Source organism: Mesobacillus foraminis (assembly GCF_004340465.1).
GTDB classification, from domain to species: domain Bacteria; phylum Bacillota; class Bacilli; order Bacillales; family Cytobacillaceae; genus Mesobacillus_B; species Mesobacillus_B foraminis.
In genome coordinates, this window is sequence record NZ_SLVV01000025.1 from 1 (window position 1) to 22,804 (window position 22,804).

A 22,804-nucleotide genomic window follows, 5' to 3' on the forward strand; every position below is an offset into this window, starting at 1 on the left:
AAGGAAATCCCGTACTGGGAAGAAGTTGAATCCATGAAGGTCCCTTCCCTGCCGAAGGACGGGAGAGAAGATGGAAGTGGCGGAAAAATGATCGAGCTAAGCTTCAGCCTGACCAAGGAAGAGACGCACCAGCTCCTGACCGAAGCCCACCGGGCGTACCAGACGGAGATCAATGACCTGCTTCTCGCGGCGTTGGCGCTGACCGTCCGGGAATGGACAGGGAAAAACAGGCTGGCCGTCAGCCTGGAAGGCCATGGACGCGAGGACCTAGTGGAAGGGGCGGACCTGAGCAGGACGGTCGGCTGGTTCACCAGCATGTTCCCTGTGGTGTTCGATGTATCCTCAAGCGATCTTGGCCGCACGGTCAAGGAAGTGAAGGAAACCTTGAGGAAGGTGCCCCACAAGGGCGCGGGCTATGGGGTGCTCAGGTACCTCAACCCGGCGGTACAGGACAAAAAAAGGCATACTTTAAAACCAGAGATCAGTTTCAATTACCTGGGACAGTTCGAGTACGGCAACAGAGGCCAATACCCGATTATGCCAATGGGCGAGCCCGTCAGTTTGGAGAACAAGCACGGGACCGGGATCGAAATTACAGCAATCGTCGCCGATGGGATTCTCCAGCTCAATCTTACGTTCCACTCTATCCAATACGATGCTGGGACGATGGAGGGCCTTCTAGACCAGTATAAAACACTGCTTCTTCAGATTTGTGACCATTGTGTGGGTAAAGAAGTATCGGAACGGACGCCAAGTGACTTCAGCATGAGGGAATTGACTCAAGCAGACTTGGACGATGTATTCGATGCCTTGAAGAGTATTTAAATAACTCAAGCGATCAGGAGTGATTTTATGTTCGACCCTTCTAGACTAAAGGATTTGTACCGACTATCCCCGACACAAAAAGGGATGCTGTTCCACACATTAAAAGATGAAAACAATGACACGTATTTCGAGCAGATGGTCTTTCTGATTGAAGGGGAACTTCATGTCCCCTTCTTGGAGGAAAGCTTCAACCGCCTGATTGAAAAATATGATGTATTAAGAACCGTTTTCCTTCACTCCAAAATGAAGGAGCCCACACAGGTTGTACTGAAGGAAAGGAGAACCTCGGTAAGCTATGAAGACATTTCCCATTTGGATCAGGAAGAGCAATCACTCTTCCTGACCAAATATAAATTTCAGGACCGACAAAAGGGCTTTAATCTCCAAAGCGATATGCTGATCCGTCTTGCTGTACTTAAAATGGGACCAAGCCGGTTCCAGATGCTCCTTAGTCATCATCACATCCTTATGGATGGCTGGTGTATGGGAATCATCTTAAACGACCTTTTCAAGTATTACGCCCATCTTAAACAGGGGGTGACTATTCCTCATGAAAAAGGGCTGCCATACAGCACTTACATCCAATGGCTAGAGGAGCAGGACGAGGAAGAGGCCATTCGATACTGGAGTAAGTTTCTTGAAGGTTATAGCGGGGTCAAAGGGCTCCCTTACACATGGTCGGCACAGGAACCTACAAGTTTTATACATAAAGAGGTTCACTTCTCTTTCAATGAGGAGATGACAAGGGAACTTTCCGAACTGGCCATGTCGGAACAAGTCACAGTGAACACTGTTTTCCAGACAATATGGGGGATTATGCTCCAAAAATTGAATCAAACAGACGACGTGGTATTCGGGTCCGTGGTTTCCGGGAGACCAGCCGACATCCCCGAAGTGGAAAAGATGGTGGGACTATTCATCAATACCATCCCCGTAAGGATCACAAGCACCGGGAATGACACATTCCAACAGTTGATGGGAAGAACACAGGAAAAGGCCCTTGCGTCCAACCAATACGATTATGTTTCACTGGCGGAAATACAGGGGGGCGAGCAGGTCTTCGATCACATTATCGCTTTTGAAAATTTCCCGGTCGTCACTGACGATTTTGAGGAAAATCCAGAACAAAAATTAGGGTTTCGCATCCACGGGTTTGAGGCTTTCGAACAAACAAACTATACGCTAAGTGTCCAAATTCACTCCGGCGAAAAAATAAGCGGCAAAATCATCTTTAACGGTGAAGCCTACAATTCAGACTGGATGGAAAATATCCCTTTGCATTTACAGGAGATAGCGGCGCAAATTATTGGGAATCCGGAGATGAACATAGAAGACATACAGCTTATGCCAGAAAAAGAGATAAAGAGAATAATAGGCTGCAATTCCAATGTCAGGGAGTTCCCGAGGGAAGAAACCATCCACTCTCTTTTTGAGGGACAGGCAGAGAAAACCCCGGAAAACCTAGCGCTTGCGTTGGAAGGTGAGGGTCTTACATACAAGGAACTCAATGAAATGGCCAACCAATTTGCCCATAGCCTCCTAAAACATGGGGTGAAGCGGGGACAGACCGTCGGGCTCATGGCGGAGCGGTCCTTTGCGATGATTGCCAGCATGCTGGGCATCCTCAAGGCCGGTGCAGCTTACTTGCCGATTGATCCAGGATACCCGGCCGAGAGGATCCAATACATGGTCGAGGACAGCGGGACCCAGCTGGTGCTCCTTCAGGGAGGCAGCCTTCCGGGCACCTATGGCGGGAAGGTGCTGACAGTCGAGGAAGCCTTGCTGGAAAGTGACTCCTCGAATCCCGGCAGGAAATCAGGCCCGGAAGACCTGGCCTATGTTGTCTATACTTCCGGCTCCACGGGTATGCCAAAGGGGAACCTGACCACCCACCGGAACGTGATCCGGACCATCATCAACAACGGCTACCTGGAAGTGGAAGAGACGGATCGGCTCCTCCAGCTGTCCAACTATGCATTTGACGGGTCGACCTTCGACATCTATGCAGCCCTCCTACATGGGGCGCGCCTGGTGTTGGTCCCGAAGGACACAGTCACGGACGCCGTCCGGCTATCGCGCCTGATCCGGGAAGAACAGGTGACGGTCTCATTCATGACGACCGCCCTCTTCAACACCCTTGTGGATGTGGACCTTGAATGCCTGAAAGGGTTGAGGAAACTGCTCTTTGGCGGCGAGATGGTATCGGTGAAACATGTGAGGAGAGCCTATCGGGCGATGGGGGAAGGCCGGTTAATACACGTCTACGGGCCAACCGAAACCACGGTGTTTGCCACCGCCTGCCCCGTTACGGAGTCCATGTGTGACCTCCATACAATACCGATTGGAAGGCCTATCAGCAATACATCGGGTTATGTAGTAAGTTCCAGCGGCCAGCTCCTGCCGGAAGGGGTTCCGGGCGAACTGGCCATCGGCGGAGCCGGGGTCTCCCGTGGGTACCTGAACCGCCCGGACCTGAACCACGAACGTTTCGTTGATAACCCGTACATCCCGGGAGATGTGTTCTATAAGACAGGGGACCTTGTACGCTGGCTGCCTGATGGGAACCTAGAATACCTGGGGAGGATCGACCAGCAGGTAAAGATCCGTGGGCACAGGGTAGAGTTAGGGGAACTCGAGACAAGACTCCTTGAATTCCCCGGTGTGCGGGAAGCGCACGCCATCGCCTATCAGGACCTTAACGGCCATTCCTATCTATGCGCCTACATCGTGACCGAGGGAATCGTCCAGACCGAAGAAATTAGAGGGTATGTCGCCCAAAGGCTTCCGGACTATATGCTGCCAACTTATATTGTGGAACTCGAAAAGCTGCCGCTCAATCCCAATGGGAAGGTGGATAAAAGGCAGCTCCCTGAGCCAAAGGCAAACATGGAGAAGGAGAAAGAGTATGCTCCCCCTGTCACTGAGACAGAAGGAGTACTTGCAAGCCTATTTGAAGACATCCTAGGGGTCCGTCCTGTCGGCGTCCATGACAACTTTTTTGAACTTGGCGGCCATTCACTAAAGGCCATGATCCTCTCCTCGAGGATTCATAAGCAGCTAGAAGCGGAAGTTCCCATCAAGGCCATATTCTCCAATCCGACCGTGAAACAATTGGCATCTATCATTGCTGCTTCCAGCAAGAATGAATACCGTTCGATTAAGAAAACATCCAAACGGCCGTTTTATCCGGTCTCAGCTGCCCAGAAAAGAATGTACACAGCGCAGAAGCTGGAAGAAGCTAAGGGCGGTACTAGCTATAATATCCCAATCGTTGTGGAAATCAACGGGAACCTTGAGATAGACCGGGTTTATCATGCGTTCAGCTCTTTGATGAATCGGCATGAATCACTCAGGACCGCTTTTCTTTTAAAGGATGGAGTGCTTGTTCAGGAAGTATGGGAAGAAGTCGAATTGCCATTTAAATCCGCCCAGGGAGAGCCAGTGGATTTACCGGAAATCATCAAGGGTTTCATCAAACCCTTCGACCTAAGCAAGGCACCATTGTTGCGGGTCAAAGTCGTGCAGGTTAGCGAAGATCGGCACATCCTGATGATGGATATGCATCATATCATTTCGGATGGCGTGTCAACTAATCTCCTCCTAAAGGACTTCGTCGAATTGTACCAAGGAAAAAAACTGAGCGAGCTTAGGATACAATACAAAGATTTTGCAGTCTGGCAACAGGAGGAAAGCCAGGTTGAATCTATGAAAAAGCAAGAACTGTACTGGCTTAATGCGCTCTCTGGGGAATTACCTGTCCTGGAGCTTCCCACTGACTTTACACGGCCGGCAATCAAGCAGTTTGAGGGCGAAACATTCGGTTTCAGGGTCGACTGTCAGCTGGTGCGCCGCTTGAAAGAAATCTCTTCCGAAGAGGAGTCAACTCTTTTCATGATTCTGCTGGCTGCTTATAACATCCTCCTGTCCAAGTATTCCGGACAGGAAGACATCATCGTCGGGTCGCCGATTGCTGGGAGGAACCATGCCGACCTTGAGGAAGTAATCGGTGTCTTCATCAATGTACTGCCCCTCCGAAACCAGCCGGTGGGCACACTCACATTCAGGGAATTCCTCCTTCAGGTGAGAGAACAGGTGCTGCAGTCTTACGAGAATGCTGACTACCCTTATGAAGAGCTCCTTGAGAATCTCCAGTTACAGCGAGACTTTAGCCGGAATCCTCTCTTTGACACGATGCTGAACCTGCAGAATATCGAGATGAAAGGGCCAGAAATCCCGGGGTTATCCTTTAACTCTTACAGCTGGGATTATAACAATTCGAAATATGACATCAACTTGGATATCGCTGAGACTGAGCAAGGAGAACTGTATGTTTCTGTTGAATACAGCACTTCCCTTTTTACAAGAGGGACCATGGAGAGGCTGAAAGGCCATTTCCTCCACCTCCTGCAACAGATTACAGAAGACCCTGACCAAAAGCTGGGGGACATGGTTCTTGTAACGAAGGAAGAAAAGCATCAGCTTCTCAACAGCTTCAATGAAACACAAAGGCCCTTCCCTCAGGACAAAACGATCCATGAGCTGTTTGAAGAACAGGTGAGGAAGACCCCTGAACACGTAGCCTTAGAATTCAAGGAAAAACAGCTCACATACCGTGAGCTGAATGCCAGGGCCAATCAGCTTGCAGGGTTTTTAAGGGAAAGGGGGACCGGCCGCGAAGAACTGGTCGGAATCATGGTGGACCGCTCCCTCGAGATGATCGTGGGCATCCTGGGTGTGTTAAAAGCTGGTGGTGCCTATGTGCCACTTGACCCTTCCTATCCTATTGAAAGAATCCGCTATATCCTTGAAGACAGCAGGATCGAGCGCCTGTTAACTCAGAGTAGCTTGAATGTGCCTGATGGCTTTACTCGAGAGGCCATCCTCATCGACCAGCCCGAATTGTACAGGGGAGCTTGTGAGGACCTTGATCCTGTCAGCACGGCGGATGATCTGGCCTATGTCATCTATACATCCGGATCGACCGGAAAGCCGAAAGGGGTGTTGATCGAGCATCGGGGAGTGAGCAATTTGCAGCTCATGGCTGAAACATATGGCATCCGGGAGGGAAGCCGGGTCCTTCAATTTGCATCTTATAGCTTTGATGCTTCCGTAGGCGATATCTTTCATACCTTATTGTCGGGTGCCACCCTTTATATCTGTGATCAAGAGGTTTTCCTTTCTGGACAGGAGTTCGTCAGGTGGCTGGAAGAAAAATCAATCAATTCGATCCCATTCATTCCTCCTTCCATGCTGAAGGCACTACCGTACGCTGAACTGCGGGATCTGCATACCTTAAGCACAAGCGGGGAAGCCCTGCCGATGGACCTTGTGGAGACATGGGGAAGAAACCGGACATTCTTGAATGCATATGGTCCGACCGAAACAGTCGTGGATGCTACCATTGGCGAGTGCCGTTTAGGGATGAATAAAGTGGTGATTGGCAAGCCCATTGCGAATAAGCGGGTTTATATCCTTAATAAGGAACTCCAGCTTCAGCCGATAGGAGTTCCGGGAGAACTCTTCATAGGAGGGGAAGGAATAGCACGTGGGTATCTAAATAGGCCGGATATGACAAGTGAGCGATTCATCGTCAACCCCTATGACCCCGAAGAAAGGATTTACCGGACGGGAGACGTTGTCCGCTGGTTGCCGGATGGCAACATCGAGTTTTTAGGACGGAATGATGATCAAGTCAAGGTCAGGGGATATAGGGTTGAATTGGGTGAAATTGAAACAAAGCTGATGGGACATGCCTCTGTCAGAGAAGCCGTAGTTGTCCTAAATGATCGGAATTTGTGTGCCTATATCGTTTCCGACAGGGACTGGACAGGTGCGGAGATTCGTCGATACCTCCAGGAAGAACTGCCTGGATATATGATCCCATCCTACTTTACCAGACTGGAATCCCTCCCACTTACCCCGAATGGGAAGGTGGACAAGAAAGCTCTTCCAAAACCTGATCTTTGGGACGAAGGTGTAGAGTACACAGCCCCCCTCTCCGAACGGGAGAAACTGCTTGCAGATGTCTGGAAGGAAGTTCTGAGAGTGGATCGTGTGGGCATCCATGATAATTTCTTCGAGCTTGGAGGCGACTCCATCAAGGCCATCCAGATTGCTGCAAGGTTAAATGAATCCAACCTAAAGCTGAGCATGATGGAAATGTTCAAGAATCCGACCATATATGAATTGAGTCCTTTTCTTGAATCTTTACTGACAGAAGCCGAACAGACGGCAATCGAGGGATCGGTTCCCCTCACCCCCATCCAGCATTGGTTCTTTGAACAAAGATTTGAAAAGCCAGAACACTTCAATCAATCGATGATGCTTTTCAGGAAGGAAGGGTGGGAACCCGAGAAGGTTAAAAATTGCTTCAGGAGACTGAGTGAACATCATGATGCATTACGAATTGTCTTTCCTTCCGGATCTCCGGCACAATTCAACCGGGGAACACAGGGCATGGAATGTACTGTGAGAACCTTCGATTTTAGAAGTTCGAACAATCCGGCCATCCTGATCGAGAAAGAGGCGAACAGTGTGCAGGGCAGCATCCGACTGGCCGATGGACCACTGTTCAGGCTCGCCGTGTTCCATACGGCAGAAGGCGACCATCTGTTGATTGTCATCCATCACCTGATCATAGACGGAGTATCATGGAGAATCCTTCTAGATGATTTTAATCGAATCTATGAAAAAGGGGAGAATGCACTCCCTGCTAAAACAACCTCCTACCAGAGATGGGCTAACAGCCTTGTCCAATATGGATCCAGCCGAAAAGGGCAGAATGAAGCCAAATATTGGAGGAACATCCAGACGAAACAAGTGCCAGCATTGCCAATGGATTATCCATATTCAGGCGGGAATCTTTATGAAGAGCTGGAAGTGGAAGGAATATCCCTGGGTCAAAATCAAACCAACATGCTATTAACGGATGCACACAAGGCATTTCAGACAGAAATCAACGACCTCCTTCTGTCTGCCCTCTTTCTGACCATACAGGAATGGACAGGAGAAAACACCCTAGCCGTAACCCTTGAAGGTCATGGAAGGGAAGATTTAATGGAAGGCATGGACCTGAGCAGAACGGTGGGTTGGTTCACAAGCATCTTCCCTGTCGTCTTTGAAATTGGCCCAACAGAAATAGGGTCTGTCATTAAAGTGGTTAAAGAGACACTCAGGAAAGTGCCAAACAAAGGAGCTGGATATGGAGTCCTCAAATATTTAAGTTCCAGTGCAGTGACAGAAAAGACCTTAAGCCCTGAAATTTGCTTTAACTATCTTGGGACCTTCGAAGGAGACGGCGACGTAACCTATTCCCGCATGCCTATGGGCCTTCAAATAAGCGGCAGGAACCATCAGGATCATCTGCTAGAGTGGAATGGCATGGTCGTAGATGGAGTATTGCAGGTTACGATTAGCTACAATCCGAAGGTTTTCGATAAGAGCACAATCAAGATGCTGGGAAGTCTTTACCGTGACCATCTGGTTCATTTGATGGAGTTTTGCTGCGGAAAAGAAGAAACAGAGCTTACTCCAAGTGACTTCAGCGAGAGCGATTTAACTCTCGATGAACTCGACGATATTTTCGGGGTTTTAGAATCAAAGAAATAGCTGGATAACTAGATTAGGAGTGGAGTGGATCAGATGTTTGATAGGAATAACGTGAAGGATATGTATCGGTTATCCCCTATGCAGCAAGGGATGCTGTTCCATACGATTAAAGACGAGAAAAGCCGGGCTTATTTTGATCAATTGTCCCTAGATATATCGGGTACCGTCAACACAAGTTGCTTAAAAGCCGGTGTGAATTCGCTGATTGAAAAATACGATGTCTTACGAACTCTGTTCTTATTCGAGAAAGTTAAGCGTCCCATGCAGGTTGTCTTAAAGACCAGGAAAGCTTCCGTCCATTTCGAGGATGTTTCCGGTTTGCCTGATACACAACGATCAGCATACATTCAGGAGTTTAAGGAAAAGGACCGGGAGAGAGGCTTCGACCTCTCCCGGGACCTGCTTATTCGTTTTTCCCTCTTCAAAACGGGTGAAAACACGAATGTCCTTCTGATAAGCAGCCATCACATCCTGATGGATGGTTGGTGCATGGAGATCATTTTAAGCGATTTGTTCCATTACTACCACATGTATCTCAAGGGGCTTCCAGTTAAAATTGAAAAGACCATCCCCTACAGCTCTTTTATCCGGTGGCTGGACCAACAAGAAGACGAAAAGGCTAAATCATTCTGGAAAGACTATCTTCACGGATTCAAAGAATTATCGGGAATTCCCTTTCGTGAGGCGTCCCCGTCTTCAGGATTTGTTCGGGAGGAATTCCATTTCGGGCTGGGTGAAACGCTCACTGGGCGGCTTGAGCAACTGGCAAAAGCCAACCAGGTTACCATGAATACTCTCATCCAATCATTCTGGGGAATCATGCTGCAAAAATTAAATGATACAAGGGATGTGATGTTTGGTTCTGTCGTTTCGGGAAGGCCCTCGGAAATACAGGGGGTCGAACGGATTGTCGGACTTTTCATCAATACAATCCCTGTCAGGATTTCTTCAGCCGACGGAGAAACACTTTCCGGATTGATCAAAAGGGTGCAGGAAGGATTCATGGCTGCAGGAAATTATGATTACCTTTCCCTTGCAGATATCCAGCAACACGGTGAAGCTTCAGGTGCCTTATTCGACCATATCATGGCGTTTGAAAACTTTCCTGTAAACTCAATAGGACCAGTAGACCCTGCCGAAAGGGAGATGGGCTTTACCGTAACAGGGATGGAAGCATACGAACAGACGAACTATGACTTCACCATACAGTTCCACGCCGGAGACGAAATTGCAGGCAAAATTACATATAACGGCGCCGCATATTCCAAAAAATTCATTGAAAAAATCCCTGCATACTTACAGACAATTGGCGAGGTGGCAACCGGATCACCGGACATCCAGATATCTGAAATCAGTCTCACATCGGAAGAAGAGGTCCGAACCTTACTGGAACGAAACTGCACCTCGAGGGAGTATCCAAAGGAAAAAACAGTCTCCCAGCTTTTTGAGGAACAGGCGGAGAAAACGCCTGAAAATGTGGCGCTTGTATTTGAAGGCGAAGAATTGACCTATAGGGAACTCAATGAATATGCCAACCGGATTGCCCGCACCCTTATCAAACAGGGAGTGAGGCGGGGAGAAACCGTAGGCCTCTTGACGGAGCGATCGATTGAGAGGATTGCGGGCATGCTGGGCGTCCTCAAGTCGGGGGCGGCTTACCTCCCCATCGATCCTGGTTATCCAGCCGAACGGATTCAATACATCTTAGATGACTGCGGGACCCAAATGGTTCTCCTACATGGTGGTGTCCTTCCGGATACCTATGAAGGGAAGTCGCTGAAGGTCAAGGAGGCCTTGGCTGAAAGTGATTCTTCCAACCCCCGCAGGATCCCGGGACCGGAAGACCTTGCTTATATCATCTATACTTCGGGTTCCACCGGAAAGCCGAAAGGGAGCCTGATCACCCACCGAAATGTGATTAAGACCATCATTAACAACGGCTACCTGGAAGTGGAAGAAGCCGACCGGTTCCTCCAGCTTCTGAACTATGCATTTGACGGTTCCGTCTTTGACATCTATGCATCCCTCCTTAACGGGGCACGACTGGTGCTGGTGCCGAAGGACACAGTTGGGGATGCCATCAGGCTTTCCCGCCTGATCCAGGAAGAACAGGTGACGATTTCTCTAATGACGACCGCCCTCTTCAATGCGATGGTTGATGTGGATCTCGAAAGCCTGAAAGGGCTGCGGAAACTGATGTTTGGCGGCGAAATGGTGTCGGTGAACCATGTGCGGAAAGCCTTAAGGGTGATGGGGGATCACCGGTTGATCCATGTATACGGGCCATCCGAAGCAACGGTGTTTGCCACAACCCATTCTATCACCGGGAAGGATTTTGACCTCAACACCGTCCCGATTGGGGGGCCTATCTCAAATACATCGGTATATGTCCTAAACTCAAGCGGGCAGCTTCTGCCGGAAGGGGTGCCGGGCGAATTGGCCATCGGAGGGGACGGGGTCTCCCGAGGGTACCTTAACCGTCCAGAACTGAATAAAGAACGCTTCCTGGAGAACCCCTTTGTTCCTGGGGATGTCATCTATAGAACCGGGGACCTTGTCCGCTGGCTGCCAGACGGGAACCTGGAGTACCTGGGAAGGATCGACCAGCAGGTAAAGATACGGGGACACCGGATTGAACTGGGAGAGGTCGAAAGCCGGATGAAGGAATTTCCTGCAGTCCAGGAAGCTGCAGCCACTGCAAGAATGGACAGTCATGGGCATTCCTATCTTTGTGCCTATATTGTCTGGGAGGGGAGGGCAACAGTAGCTCTTTTACGCGATTACCTGAGAGAACATCTGCCCGACTATATGATTCCCACACGCTTTGCTTCCCTGGACAACCTTCCGCTTACTCCTAACGGAAAAGTGGACAAGAACCAATTACCTGAAACACAGGAAACCCATGACCATAGGCATCAAAAAGCAACGACAAAGTTAGAGAAGAAGCTAGTCGGCCTATATCAGGAAGTATTAAACAGGGAAGATATCGGCATCCTTGACAATTTTTTTGAATCAGGGGGACATTCGTTAACCTTACTGATGCTTGGTGCCAGGATCCCTAAAGAATTAAACATGGAAATCCCCCTAAGGGATCTATACGCCAATCCAACAGTGAAGGAATTGGCTGAACATATGGAATCCTTAGAAGAGAGCACTTTCGTAGGGATTTCTCCAGCACCTGAACGCACGCTTTATCCCGTTTCCTTTGCCCAGAAGCGGATGTATCTTGTCCAAGAGATTGAAGGAAATGATAGCACACACTACAATATGCCAATCGCCCTGGAGATAAAAGGAGAGCTGCAAAAGGATAAAGTTGAAGCCATCCTTCGGTCATTAATCGAAAGACATGAGTCTCTTCGGACATCCTTTCATCTCGAGGGTGAAGAAATTGTCCAGAAAATCCATTCTCATGCTCATTTCCATTTAGAGGTGATTCCTTCCTCTGGGCGCAATGAACCCATGTTGTTAAGAGAGTTTGTCCGGCCATTCAACCTCCAGACCGGAAACTTATTCAGGGCGGCCCTGATTGAAAGAACCAATGAGGATTATATCCTTTGCTTGGACATGCATCACATCATATCTGACGGAGTGTCTGCCAATCTATTATTCCAGGAGTTTATCTCCCTGTACCGCGGCGAGAGACTGCCCGAATTGTCCATTCAATACAAGGACTATAGCGTCTGGCAACATAGCGAAGTTCAGAAGCAGAAGATCCACGAACAGGAAGAATTCTGGATGGACCGGTTTTCAGGTGAGATTCCTTTATTGGACTTGCCATCAGACTTCATCAATCAAGAGGAAATTCTTTCAGGAGGGGAGACCCTGAGTTTGGAAATGGGATCCACCTTGTTGAAAGAACTTAAAGAACTTTCCTCAAGAGAAGGTACTACTCTGTACACATCACTCCTGGCATCGTTCCACATCCTGCTTTCCAAATACACCAGTCAGGAGGAAATCGTCATCGGTACTCCTGTCTCCGGAAGAAGACATGCGGACCTCGAAGGAATCGTCGGGATGTTTGTCAATACATTGGCCATCCGTATGAAGTCTAATCCCGCTCTGACATTCAAAGAGTTCCTTTCCAATGTGAAGGAGGAGAGCGTCCTAGCCTTTGATCATGCCGATTACCCCTTTGAGATGCTTGTGGAAAAACTGAACCTTCATCGAGATACAAACAGTACTCCTTTGGTCCAAACCATATTTACCTTCCAAAGCGAGGAGCCACATGGAAACGGCATTCCTGGACTCGCAATTACCCCGTATGAATGGGAATGGGGAAATTCGAAGTTCGACTTAACCCTTGCCGTAACCGAAGGGGAGACCCTAAGGGTTTCAGTGGAATATAATACTGGAAAATTCAAAAGGGATAGCATCACAAGGTTGCTAGATCGTCTGGAATGGATCTTGGAACAGGTCACGAAAAACCCTGATATTCTCTTAAGTGAGATTGATATAGCGACACCGTACGAAAAGCGCATGGTGCTAGAGAAGTTCAATGCAACCTACCGAGACACGCCATTCCATAAAACCATCACAGAGCTTTTCGAGGAACAGGTTGAGAAGGCTCCCGGCAATCCGGCTGTTGTATGCAAAGATGAGGTTATCACCTATGAGGAATTGCATAACCGGTCCAATAGGCTTGCCAAACTGTTAAGGGACTCCGGAGTCACTACTGAGACCGTTGTAGGAGTGATCATGAACCAGTCAATCGACATGATCGTGGCCATACTAGGGATTCTTAAATCGGGAGGCGCCTATTTGCCTATCAATCCCAATTTGCCGGTGGCCAGGCAGTCCTACATGTTAGACGACAGTCTAGCAGGCTACCTGGTGGTCCAAACTCCTAATCAAATTCCGGAATCTTACCGGGGGACAGTTTTCCCACTGAAACACCTCTCACTGGCCGAAGGAGATTCCGCAGCCAGCCTTGAAGTTACATGCGATCCAACCAACCTTGCCTATATTATCTATACATCTGGGACAACCGGAAAACCCAAAGGCGTGATGGTGGAACACCTTTCGCTGGTAAACCTTTGCCTTTGGCATAACCATGAATTCCAAGTCATGCCGGAAGACCGTAGTACAAAATTGGCGGGATTCGGTTTCGATGCCTCCGTATGGGAAATATTCCCCTATTTGATTGCCGGGTCGTCGATCCATATCATCGAAGAAGATATCAGGGGGGATGCTGAAGCTTTAAACCTTTACTTTGAACGGAACGGAATCACCATCAGTTTCCTGCCTACACAGTTGGCTGAACAATTCATCCCGTTGGGAAATCGGTCATTAAGGATGCTATTGATCGGGGGAGAGAAAGTCAGAAGAATAAGCCGCACACCCTATAGGATTTTCAATAATTATGGTCCTACGGAAAATACGGTTGTGGCGACGTACGGTGAGTTGGATGCGGACCAAACGGAACATCCAATCGGACGGCCTATTTGGAATAACCAAATCTTCATCCTTGACCCTTCAGGAAATCTGTTGCCCGCTGGAATCCCTGGTGAACTCCATATCGCAGGAAAAGGTTTGGCCAGGGGCTACATGAAGAATCCTGCTCTTACGGAAGAGAGGTTTGTTGAGAATCCCTTCTCCGGCGGGAAAATGTATAAAACCAGTGACCTGGGGCGTTGGCTTCCGGACGGCACGATCGAGTTTCTGGGAAGACGTGACGATCAAGTGAAGATAAGGGGTTATCGGATCGAATTGGATGAAGTGGAAGCAAACCTTCTCCATCACCCATCCATCCAAGATGCTGTCGTTTTGGCTCATGGGGACGACCGCGAGCACCCTTACTTATGTGCCTATGTCGTCACCTCTAACGAAGTCGGTTACAGGGACATCCGTCGTTTCCTGCTTGAACGTATCCCGGAATACATGGTGCCTGCATATATCATTCAGATTGATTCCATGCCGGTAAATCCAAACGGCAAGATAGATAAGAAAAAGCTCTTAGATACACCAAAAATTTCTTTGAAGGACTCTGAATATACGGCACCGCAGACATTTATGGAGAAGAAGGTGGAAGCGATTTTCAAGGAGGTGCTAAAGGTCGAACGTGTCGGCGTACATGACAACTTCTTTGAACAGGGAGGCCATTCCCTCAATGCCACGATCCTATTGTCAAGGATTCATAAACAGCTGAACGCAGTGATCAAGCTGCGCGAGTTCTTCGCAAGCCCAACGATTCAGGAGACAGCGGAACTGATCAAGAAGGCGAAAAATGCCGGAAACACCTCGATCCCAAAGGCCCGGGAAATGCCTTTCTACCCAGTTTCGGCCGCACAGAAGAGAATGTACATCGTCGAACAGCTGGATGCCCAGAATGCCGGTACGCATTATAACATGCCGATTGTGATGGATGTTGCAGGAAAGCTGAGTGCCGATAAGGTGGAAAAAGCATTCCGAGCATTAATTGCGAGACATGAAGCGCTCCGGACATCGTTCCATTTGGAGGACAACTCCTTGAACCAAGTGGTCCATCCAGAAGATGTCACGTGGAATCTCCATATCATCAAGGCGGAAGAATCCGAGATTCGAAACCTGGTCAAGAAATTCATTATGCCGTTTGATTTGCAGCACGCTCCCCTATTCCGCGCGGCTTTAGTAGATGTCAGCCCTACCCGGCACCTTCTAATGATTGATATGCACCATATTATATCCGATGGAGTCTCTACCAACCTTTTATTAAATGACTTCATCAAGTTATATCAGGGGCACACCCTGACACCAAATTTCCTGCAATATAAGGATTATGCGGTATGGCAGCAGGAAGAGGAACATCGTGAAAAGCTAAGGGCCCAAGAAAAATACTGGCTGGAAACCCTATCTGGAGAGCTCCCTGTTTTGGATTTACCAGCCGACTTCACAAGACCGCCGGTTAGGCAATTTAAAGGAGAGACCCTCGAGTTCTCCGTTGACAGTTCCATCCTGAAAAAATTAAAAAGACTCTCTTCCTCGGAAGGGGCAACCTTGTATATGACATTATTGGCCGCCTATAATGTGCTTCTTTCCAAGTATACCGAAAAAGAGGACATTATCGTGGGATCCCCTATTGCAGGCAGGCCCCATGCCGATCTTGAAGAAGTAGTAGGAGTGTTTGTGAATGTCCTTGCGTTAAGGAACAGACCTAAAGGATCGCTGAGTTTTAGGGAATTCCTAGCAAACGTTAGGCGGGAGACCCTCAACGCTTACGAGCATGGGGATTTCCCATATGAGGAGCTGGTCGAAAAGCTGGATTTAGTACGCGATTTCAGCAGAAATCCTATATTCGATACAACCTTCAGTTTGCAGAACTTTGACTTTGGCATGGCCGAACACGAGGAATTGCAATTCAAGCCTTTTGAAATTGAATGGAAGAGCTCAAAATTTGATTTAAGCTGGATATGCCAGGAAGGGGAGTTTCTCCATATTTCTTTGGAATACAACACTAGCCTGTTTACCCAGGAAACGATCAATCGAATGAAGAACCATTTTCTTCACCTGCTGGACCAAATTGTGGAAGACCCGGGCAAGAGGCTTGATGACATGATTCTCGTGACGGAGGGAGAGAAGCACCAGCTTCTCTACAGCTTCAATGAGACTGAAAGGCCATTCGAATGGAACAAAACCATCCATGAGCTGTTTGAGGAACAAGTGCGTAAGACCCCTGACCTTATTGCCGTAGCCTTTGGCGATAAACAGCTCACCTACCGGGAGTTGAATGCCAAGGCAAATCAGCTCGCATGGCTTTTAAGAGAAAGGGGCACGGTCCGGGAAGAACTGGTCGGGATCATGCTGGACCGCTCTCCCGAGATGATTGTGGGCATCCTTGGCGTGCTAAAGGCAGGAGGCGCCTACGTACCGATCGACCCGTCTTATCCTTTGGAAAGGATTTGCTATATCCTTGAAGACAGTGGTGTTCAGTGCCTATTGACACAGAAGGGCGTCAAAGTGCCGGACAGCTATACGGGAGAGACGATCCTGATTGACCATCCCCAATTGAACAGCAGAGTTTGTGAGAATCTGGATCCTGTCAACGCCGCGGAGGACCTGGCCTATGTCATTTACACATCTGGATCGACCGGAAAGCCGAAAGGTGTGTTAATCGAGCATCGGGGTGTCAGTAACTTCCAGCTCATGGCTGAATCCTACGGCATCCGGGAGGGCAGCCGGGTCTTACAGTTTGCTTCTTACAGCTTTGACGCATCGGTTGAGGAAATCTTTCACACGTTATTGGCCGGTGGCACGCTGTTTATCTGCAGCAAAGATCAACTATTGTCAGGGATTGAATTTATTCAATATCTGGAGGAAAACTCCATTAGCACCCTGACGGTTCCTCCTTCTTACTTAAGGGCACTGCCGTTCCATGAATTGCCTGCCCTTGAAACGTTGATAACGGCGGGGGAACCTTGTTCGAAGGACTTGGCTGCCAAGTGGGGGCGTAACCGCCGGTTCATAAATGCTTACGGCCCGACTGAATCAACAGTTTGCGCCACACTTTCGGATGAAGTTGAGGAAAAGGTCTGCATTGGTCGGCCAATAGCCAACAAAAAAATTTATATCTTAAATCCCTCTGGGCAATTACAGCCGGTGGGAATTCCCGGGGAACTTTGCATCGCCGGGGAAGGACTGGCCAGGGGTTACCTGAATCAACCCTCCTTAACAGCGGAACGGTTTACTGACCATCCGTCACTTCCCGGAACGAGGATATATCGTACAGGGGATCTTGCAAGATGGCAACCTGATGGAACCATCGAATATATCGGCAGACAGGATGAACAAGTGAAGGTCCGCGGCTACAGGATTGAAATTGGAGAGGTAGAAACCTGCTTGTTGAACTTTCCGGCTGTAAAGGATACTAAAGTGATTTCCCAAGAAGATTCGAAAGGGAACACCAGTCTCTGTGCGTACGTTGTTATGGAAGGAGAAATGGAGGCAGGCGGACTCCGCCAATATCTGTCTTACAAGCTTCCAGAATTCATGATACCAGACCACTTTATACAGCTCGATTCCTTGCCTGTTACCAGCAATGGAAAGGTGGACAAGAAAAGACTACCAACCCCACAAAAAAGGAGCATAGGGGAAGACCTCTTTTCAGTAGCCGATCCTGTGGAATTCAGACTATTGGAATTATGGGAAGAAATCCTCGAGGTGCCAGGTATTGGGGTCCATGAGAATTTCTTTGAATTAGGTGGGCAGTCTTTGAAAGGCATGCTGCTCGTTTCAAGGTTACAGCTGGAAATGAAAGTAAAGCTTTCCTTGAATGATCTTTTCCTCCATCCAATTCTGAAGGATTTGGCTGACTGCGTACGGAGGAGGTTGAACACCGCTCAGGTACCAGTTGGGGCTCAGGGAAAAGACATAGGGACCATGCAATCTCTCCCTTCTTATAAGATACCGGCGTATGTCAATCAGTCATCATATACCGAAGAAGAGATCCTTCTAGGCTCGGGGGATACGAAAATCCCTGCTACACTGACGATACCTAAGACAAGGGGCCCGGTGCCTGTCGTGGTCCTTATTCCTGGAGACGGTGATGTGGACCGCGATTCCACCCTTTACGCACTCAAGCCGTTTAAAGACATCGCGGTGGGGCTGGCGAGCCGCAATATAGCCGTCTTGCGTTATGAAAAGCGAACCAGCAAGCGTTTCAAGTTATTTGAGGAGTACACTGTATCGGACGAGTTTTATGAAGATGCTGTGGAGGCGGTTCAGTTTCTGAGGGAATCAGACAAATTAGCGACCAGTGACATCTTCTTGGTCGGACACTGCCGAGGAGGATGGTTGCTTCCTGGCATCTTGGAAAGAAAAGAAATGGAAGGGATAGCAGGAGGGGTTGTACTGTCGGCGCCAAATCCACAGATCTCTGCGTTTGATATGATTCTGCAAAATGAGTTACCGGGCTTATCTTCTGAAGAATTGATGATGTGCAGGGAACAGCTAAGAATGTTACAGTGCCTACCTATCGACAAATTAAAAAAAGAAGAGTTTATGCTCGCTCCAAGTCTAGAATGGTGGCTTAGTCTGAAAGACTATATCCCTGGTGAATCCCAAAAGTTAAAAGAAATTCCGTTCTTGGTACTCCAGGGAGGCAGGGATATCAATGTATCAGCGGACGACTTCGATAAGTGGAAGGAAGTTTTATCGAAAAATCGAAATGCTGCGTTTGGTTATTTTAAAAAGTTGAATCATGGATATGTGGAGGGGAAAGGCCCTGCAAATATGGAAGAGTATCTGCTCCCAGGGAATGTTCCGGATTATGTAGTAGAAGAAATCGGTAATTGGATTAAGGCGAAAATCTCGGTTGTGAACTAGATAAACAGGATGCCTGTGCAGCTTGAAAACTGTCTGCACAGGCCTTCGGAAAGCGGGTGCTGATTATGATTACACTCTACGCAGTTAAAAGTACAGTAGGTTGGGATACCATAGAGTCTGAAGGAAGCTTGGAGACTGTTCCACCGGCAGAACGGCTAAGGATCCTCAAATTTAAGAAAAATGAAGACAAAACGAGGGCATTGTTAGCTATCCTTCTATCCCGTTATGCTCTTGCTAAAGCCCTTCAGACACAAGAAGACGAACTTGTCATTGAACGTGATGAGTACGGAAGACCCTTCCTTGCAAGTCCTCATTGGGAAGGGGATTTTAATCTTTCCCATTCAGGCGAATGGGTAGTCTGTGCCGTCACTTCCAAAGGAAAAATAGGAGTTGATGTCGAGAAAGTTGAAGAGGTAGATATCAATCTATTTAAAGGAGTCCTTACAAGCAGGGAACTGGAATTACTAGCTGGCAGCAAAGGAGAGGCCATCCCTGTCTTTTATAGCTTATGGTCCAGAAAGGAGTCATTCGTTAAAGCCCTAGGAACGGGATTATCCCAGCCCATTGACAAGTTTGAATTTGTTGCCGAACCCGCAGTGGATGGCTATCAAGTTCGTCTTACGGATGCGGGAATACTCCCCTCTTGGAAGTGTAAGGATTTCAGTCTGGATAAGGGGTACAGTTTGGCAGTCAGTACCGATCAACCTTCCTTCCCTAAAATCATAAATTTTGTGAGTACTGCAGAATTATTCAGCACACCCTTACAAACCCGATCAATGTGGTACCATTGTGAACACTAGATAGAAAGAGATTGTCATAATAAAAAGGAGGAGCCAGGTTGAACAGGAAAAACATTTGCAGCAGTTTTTATTACTATAAATCCAAAGCCAATCCAGTGGTCCGACTCTTATGTTTCCCTTATGCGGGAGGAAGTGCGCTGGCTTACCGCCAATGGACTCAAAGTCTCGCAGACGAAATAGAGGTTTGCCCTATACAACTTCCAGGAAGGGAGAATAGGATGGCGGAGGAGCCAATACGTGCCTTGCCGAAGTTGATCACCCTCTTGGCAGATGAACTGGAACCAGCGATTAACAGTTCTATACCTTATGCATTCTTTGGTCACAGCATGGGAGCTTTAATCAGCTATGAATTGGCTAAGGAAATAAACAAGCGTTCCTGGAAGATGCCTATACAGCTGTTTTTATCCGGTAAAAGACCTCCACAGCTATCTAAAAAAGAAAGGCCGACATACAATCTCCCAGAAAAAGAATTTATCGATGAACTTAGAAAAATGAATGGAACACCTGAAGAAGTATTGGACAATAAGGAGATCATGGACCTGTTTTTGCCCATTATAAGAGCTGATTTTGAGATTGTGGATACCTATCAATTTGACTTATCAAGCCCTTTAAGTTGTCCGATAACAGCTTTCGGCGGTTTGAATGATCCACTGACCCAAAAAGAAGATTTGGATTCCTGGAAAGAACTTACTACATCTGAGTTTAATATACACCTATTTCCAGGTGATCACTTCTATCTATTTGAACATGAAAAAAAATTACTTAAGGCCATCCAGGAAGAATTTTTCTATGCATTTCATCGCCCTTCGTAAAATCAGTATAACAAAAAGGACTGTAACTTTTTGACAGTCCTTTTAGTACGAATCTTCTCAAATCCAAGAAGCACGATCGATATGAATGTTAATCCAATTCATGTAATCAAGAAAGCTTTGGAGCCAAAGGTGGCGGAAATTCCTCATCCGGCGTATTACCAAATGAAAGCTTTGGAGCCAAAGGTGGCGGAAATTCCTCATCTGGTGTACTACCAAATGAAAGGACTGGAGCCAAAGGTGGTGGAAGCTCCTCATCCAGTGTGTTACCTAGATGTGGAAGCTCAACGTCCAAGTTAATTTCGAAAGCAGGTGGAGCTAATGGAGGTGGGAGCTCTTCACCATAGGCAGTTGTACTTGCACCATAAACAGTAACTAGAGCAAAAATGGAGATTGTATGTAAGTATTTTTTCATATTAATAACCCTCACTTGTAAATTTTTTTTAGTATTTCCTTACAGTACTCAAAATAATGAGAAGACAGTTTATACTTCCTATTTTCCTTAAAATATTCTGCTAATATTTCTGAGTAGTAGGATGCATTACGATACAAGCGATTCTTTTCAAAATATGGAAGTGCGATTCTTTTGGTATAATACACAAATTCCTCGAATTCCTTATTATGGAGATGCATGAACATGTTGAACTCATGTTTTAACCCTATATCTCTAGTTTTTTTGGCGTAAAGTTCTCCTTGCCGTATCCAATACTGTGTCTGCATATTTTCTTTTTCATTATAAAGAGCCTTTAGAATAAATAAGATGGTTGTTAATTTTCCATCGTAATTAAGTTCTTGTTTTAGCTCCAAGCTCTTTTTATAATGATCTAATGCTTTTGCCTTATCGCCTCTCAGGTCATATAAGTGTCCTAAATTATGTTCAATGACTCCCAATGCGTCCTGGTTCCCCACCTGCCTTGCCAGCTTATTTGCCCATTTGAAATTTGTTTCAGCTTCATCAAATTGGTCAAGCCTTTGATAGAGGATGCCCAAAAGCAGGTGACAGTCGCTGCTGCGTTCCAAGTTGTAAATCTCTCGGAAGATATCAAGCGCTTGAGTTGTAAAAAGGACTGCAAGTAAATGTTTTTCAATTTTTGTGCCAGTTAGGCCTAAAGAATAAAAAACATCTGCTTTTTCAAGAGAAGGCGTATTTGCCTCAAAGAGGAATTCGGCTTCCTTATAAGAATTAAAAGCATGCTCAAACTGTTTGTTAAGATATTCATAGTTCCCTTTAAACTTAAAATAGTAGTAAGAAAGCTCTTTTGAGAAGTCTTGTGCAACGACGGATAATTGTTTTAAAAGCTTCTCTGCCTCTTCAAGCTTTCCTAAGGTTAGAAAATACCTAACACAAAAAAGTCGAAATAAAGAGTATGGTTCAAAAGAACTGTTATTTGTAATTTCTCTAGAAAGGCGATTATACGTTTCAATAGAGTCATACTTATTCCTACTAATAATTTGCTGGTACCAATGCCTGAGATCCTCGCAGAGCTTCTGGTCTTGTGGAACAGCATCTGCAATGTTGAGTCTGTTTAGCAGTTCTTCTAAAATTTCGGGACTAGCATTGATTTGGCCATTCTCAATTTTAGATAAATAGGAAACGGATATTAATCCGGTTGCCAATTCTTCCTGAGTGAGAGACATCTTTGTCCGATGAAACCTTATGCTTTTCCCTACATGCAAAATTCCACCCCCTTAATATAAATTTTTACAATATTTAGTATACCAAAATTATACAAGTTTTAAAAAGTATGTTATTCCAATTTGTACAAAAAACTATCAAATTATATAAAAAGAGATATAATATTAATAAATTGTTTATATTTACTTAACAGGAGGTTAATATATATGTTTAACGAGAGGGATGCTTTAAAAATAAGGCTGCAGCAGCTTATCGAAATGGAAGAACGGACCCTTAAAATGTTTCAGGAGGAACGGAAAGAAATTTTTAACCGGCTAAGGGAATTGGACAACCAGGACAGATTAGCGTATTCAATGGAGGATTTAGATCCAATCCAAGGACATAAACCAGAGTCCTTTCAAGGTTCATATAGTGGTGATCTGGAGAGCCTAAGGGAAGAGGAAAGGGAGGACAGAAAAAAAGGGTATCACCAAAAAACTTGGATGCTAAGAAATGCAGCTATAGATATTTTGAAACAACGCCAGGTAGCGATGCCATTAAAGGATTTAAAGAAGGAAATTGAAACAGAAACAGGTGTAGAACTGAGCAATATTTCTTTATTTATGACAAATTTAATGAAAAAAGAAGAAAATATTGTAAAAGCTACCCACGGACAATATATGTATGTGGAGAATAATAGCTAATATTGTTGAGAAATTCTTAAATTTAATACAATGAATAATATAGCCTGAATTTAAAATGACATAAAATTTTCCTTAAAAAGACTTAATAAGTTAAAATATCGTCTATTATAGCCAATATGTAAAAAATTGGGATTCCCTAGCATGTGA

Annotated in this window: 8 protein-coding genes; 7 read left to right on the forward strand and 1 reads right to left on the reverse strand. The window is 46.6% G+C overall.

The features are described from left to right. The 6 genes from EV146_RS26250 to EV146_RS26275 form a co-directional block, all read left to right on the forward strand. On the forward strand, positions 1 to 825 hold an 825-nt coding region (locus EV146_RS26250; protein ID WP_241994061.1), incomplete at its 5' end, for a condensation domain-containing protein. Between the two features lie 27 nt (positions 826 to 852). Continuing rightward, a complete protein-coding gene (locus EV146_RS26255) occupies positions 853 to 8,433 on the forward strand; it encodes a non-ribosomal peptide synthetase (RefSeq protein WP_132011542.1) in 7,581 nt (2,526 codons plus the stop codon). Between the two features lie 33 nt (positions 8,434 to 8,466). Then, complete coding sequence (locus EV146_RS26260; protein WP_132011543.1) at positions 8,467 to 18,729, forward strand: non-ribosomal peptide synthetase; 10,263 nt, start codon at positions 8,467 to 8,469, stop codon at positions 18,727 to 18,729. A gap of 65 nt (positions 18,730 to 18,794) precedes the next feature. Then, entirely contained in the window at positions 18,795 to 19,529 is a 735-nt protein-coding gene (locus tag EV146_RS26265) for a 4'-phosphopantetheinyl transferase family protein (RefSeq protein WP_132011544.1), read from the forward strand. Positions 19,530 to 19,567: 38 nt separating this feature from the next. Continuing rightward, positions 19,568 to 20,341, forward strand: a complete 774-nt coding sequence (locus EV146_RS26270; protein WP_219916478.1) for a thioesterase II family protein — start codon at positions 19,568 to 19,570, stop codon at positions 20,339 to 20,341. A gap of 30 nt (positions 20,342 to 20,371) precedes the next feature. Next, positions 20,372 to 20,638 (forward strand): hypothetical protein, encoded by a 267-nt coding sequence (locus EV146_RS26275; RefSeq protein ID WP_132011545.1) that lies wholly within the window; start codon positions 20,372 to 20,374, stop codon positions 20,636 to 20,638. Between the two features lie 126 nt (positions 20,639 to 20,764). On the opposite strand, the gene EV146_RS26280 is transcribed toward EV146_RS26275, so the two are convergent. Next, entirely contained in the window at positions 20,765 to 22,015 is a 1,251-nt protein-coding gene (locus EV146_RS26280; RefSeq protein WP_132011546.1) for a helix-turn-helix transcriptional regulator, read from the reverse strand. A gap of 81 nt (positions 22,016 to 22,096) precedes the next feature. Here EV146_RS26280 and EV146_RS26285 point away from each other — a divergent pair, with 81 nt between their 5' ends. Further along, positions 22,097 to 22,657 carry a Rok-like winged helix domain-containing protein gene (locus tag EV146_RS26285; protein WP_199232722.1) on the forward strand — a complete coding sequence of 187 codons (561 nt, stop codon included), beginning with the start codon at positions 22,097 to 22,099 and terminating at the stop codon, positions 22,655 to 22,657. Positions 22,658 to 22,804 lie beyond the last annotated feature (147 nt).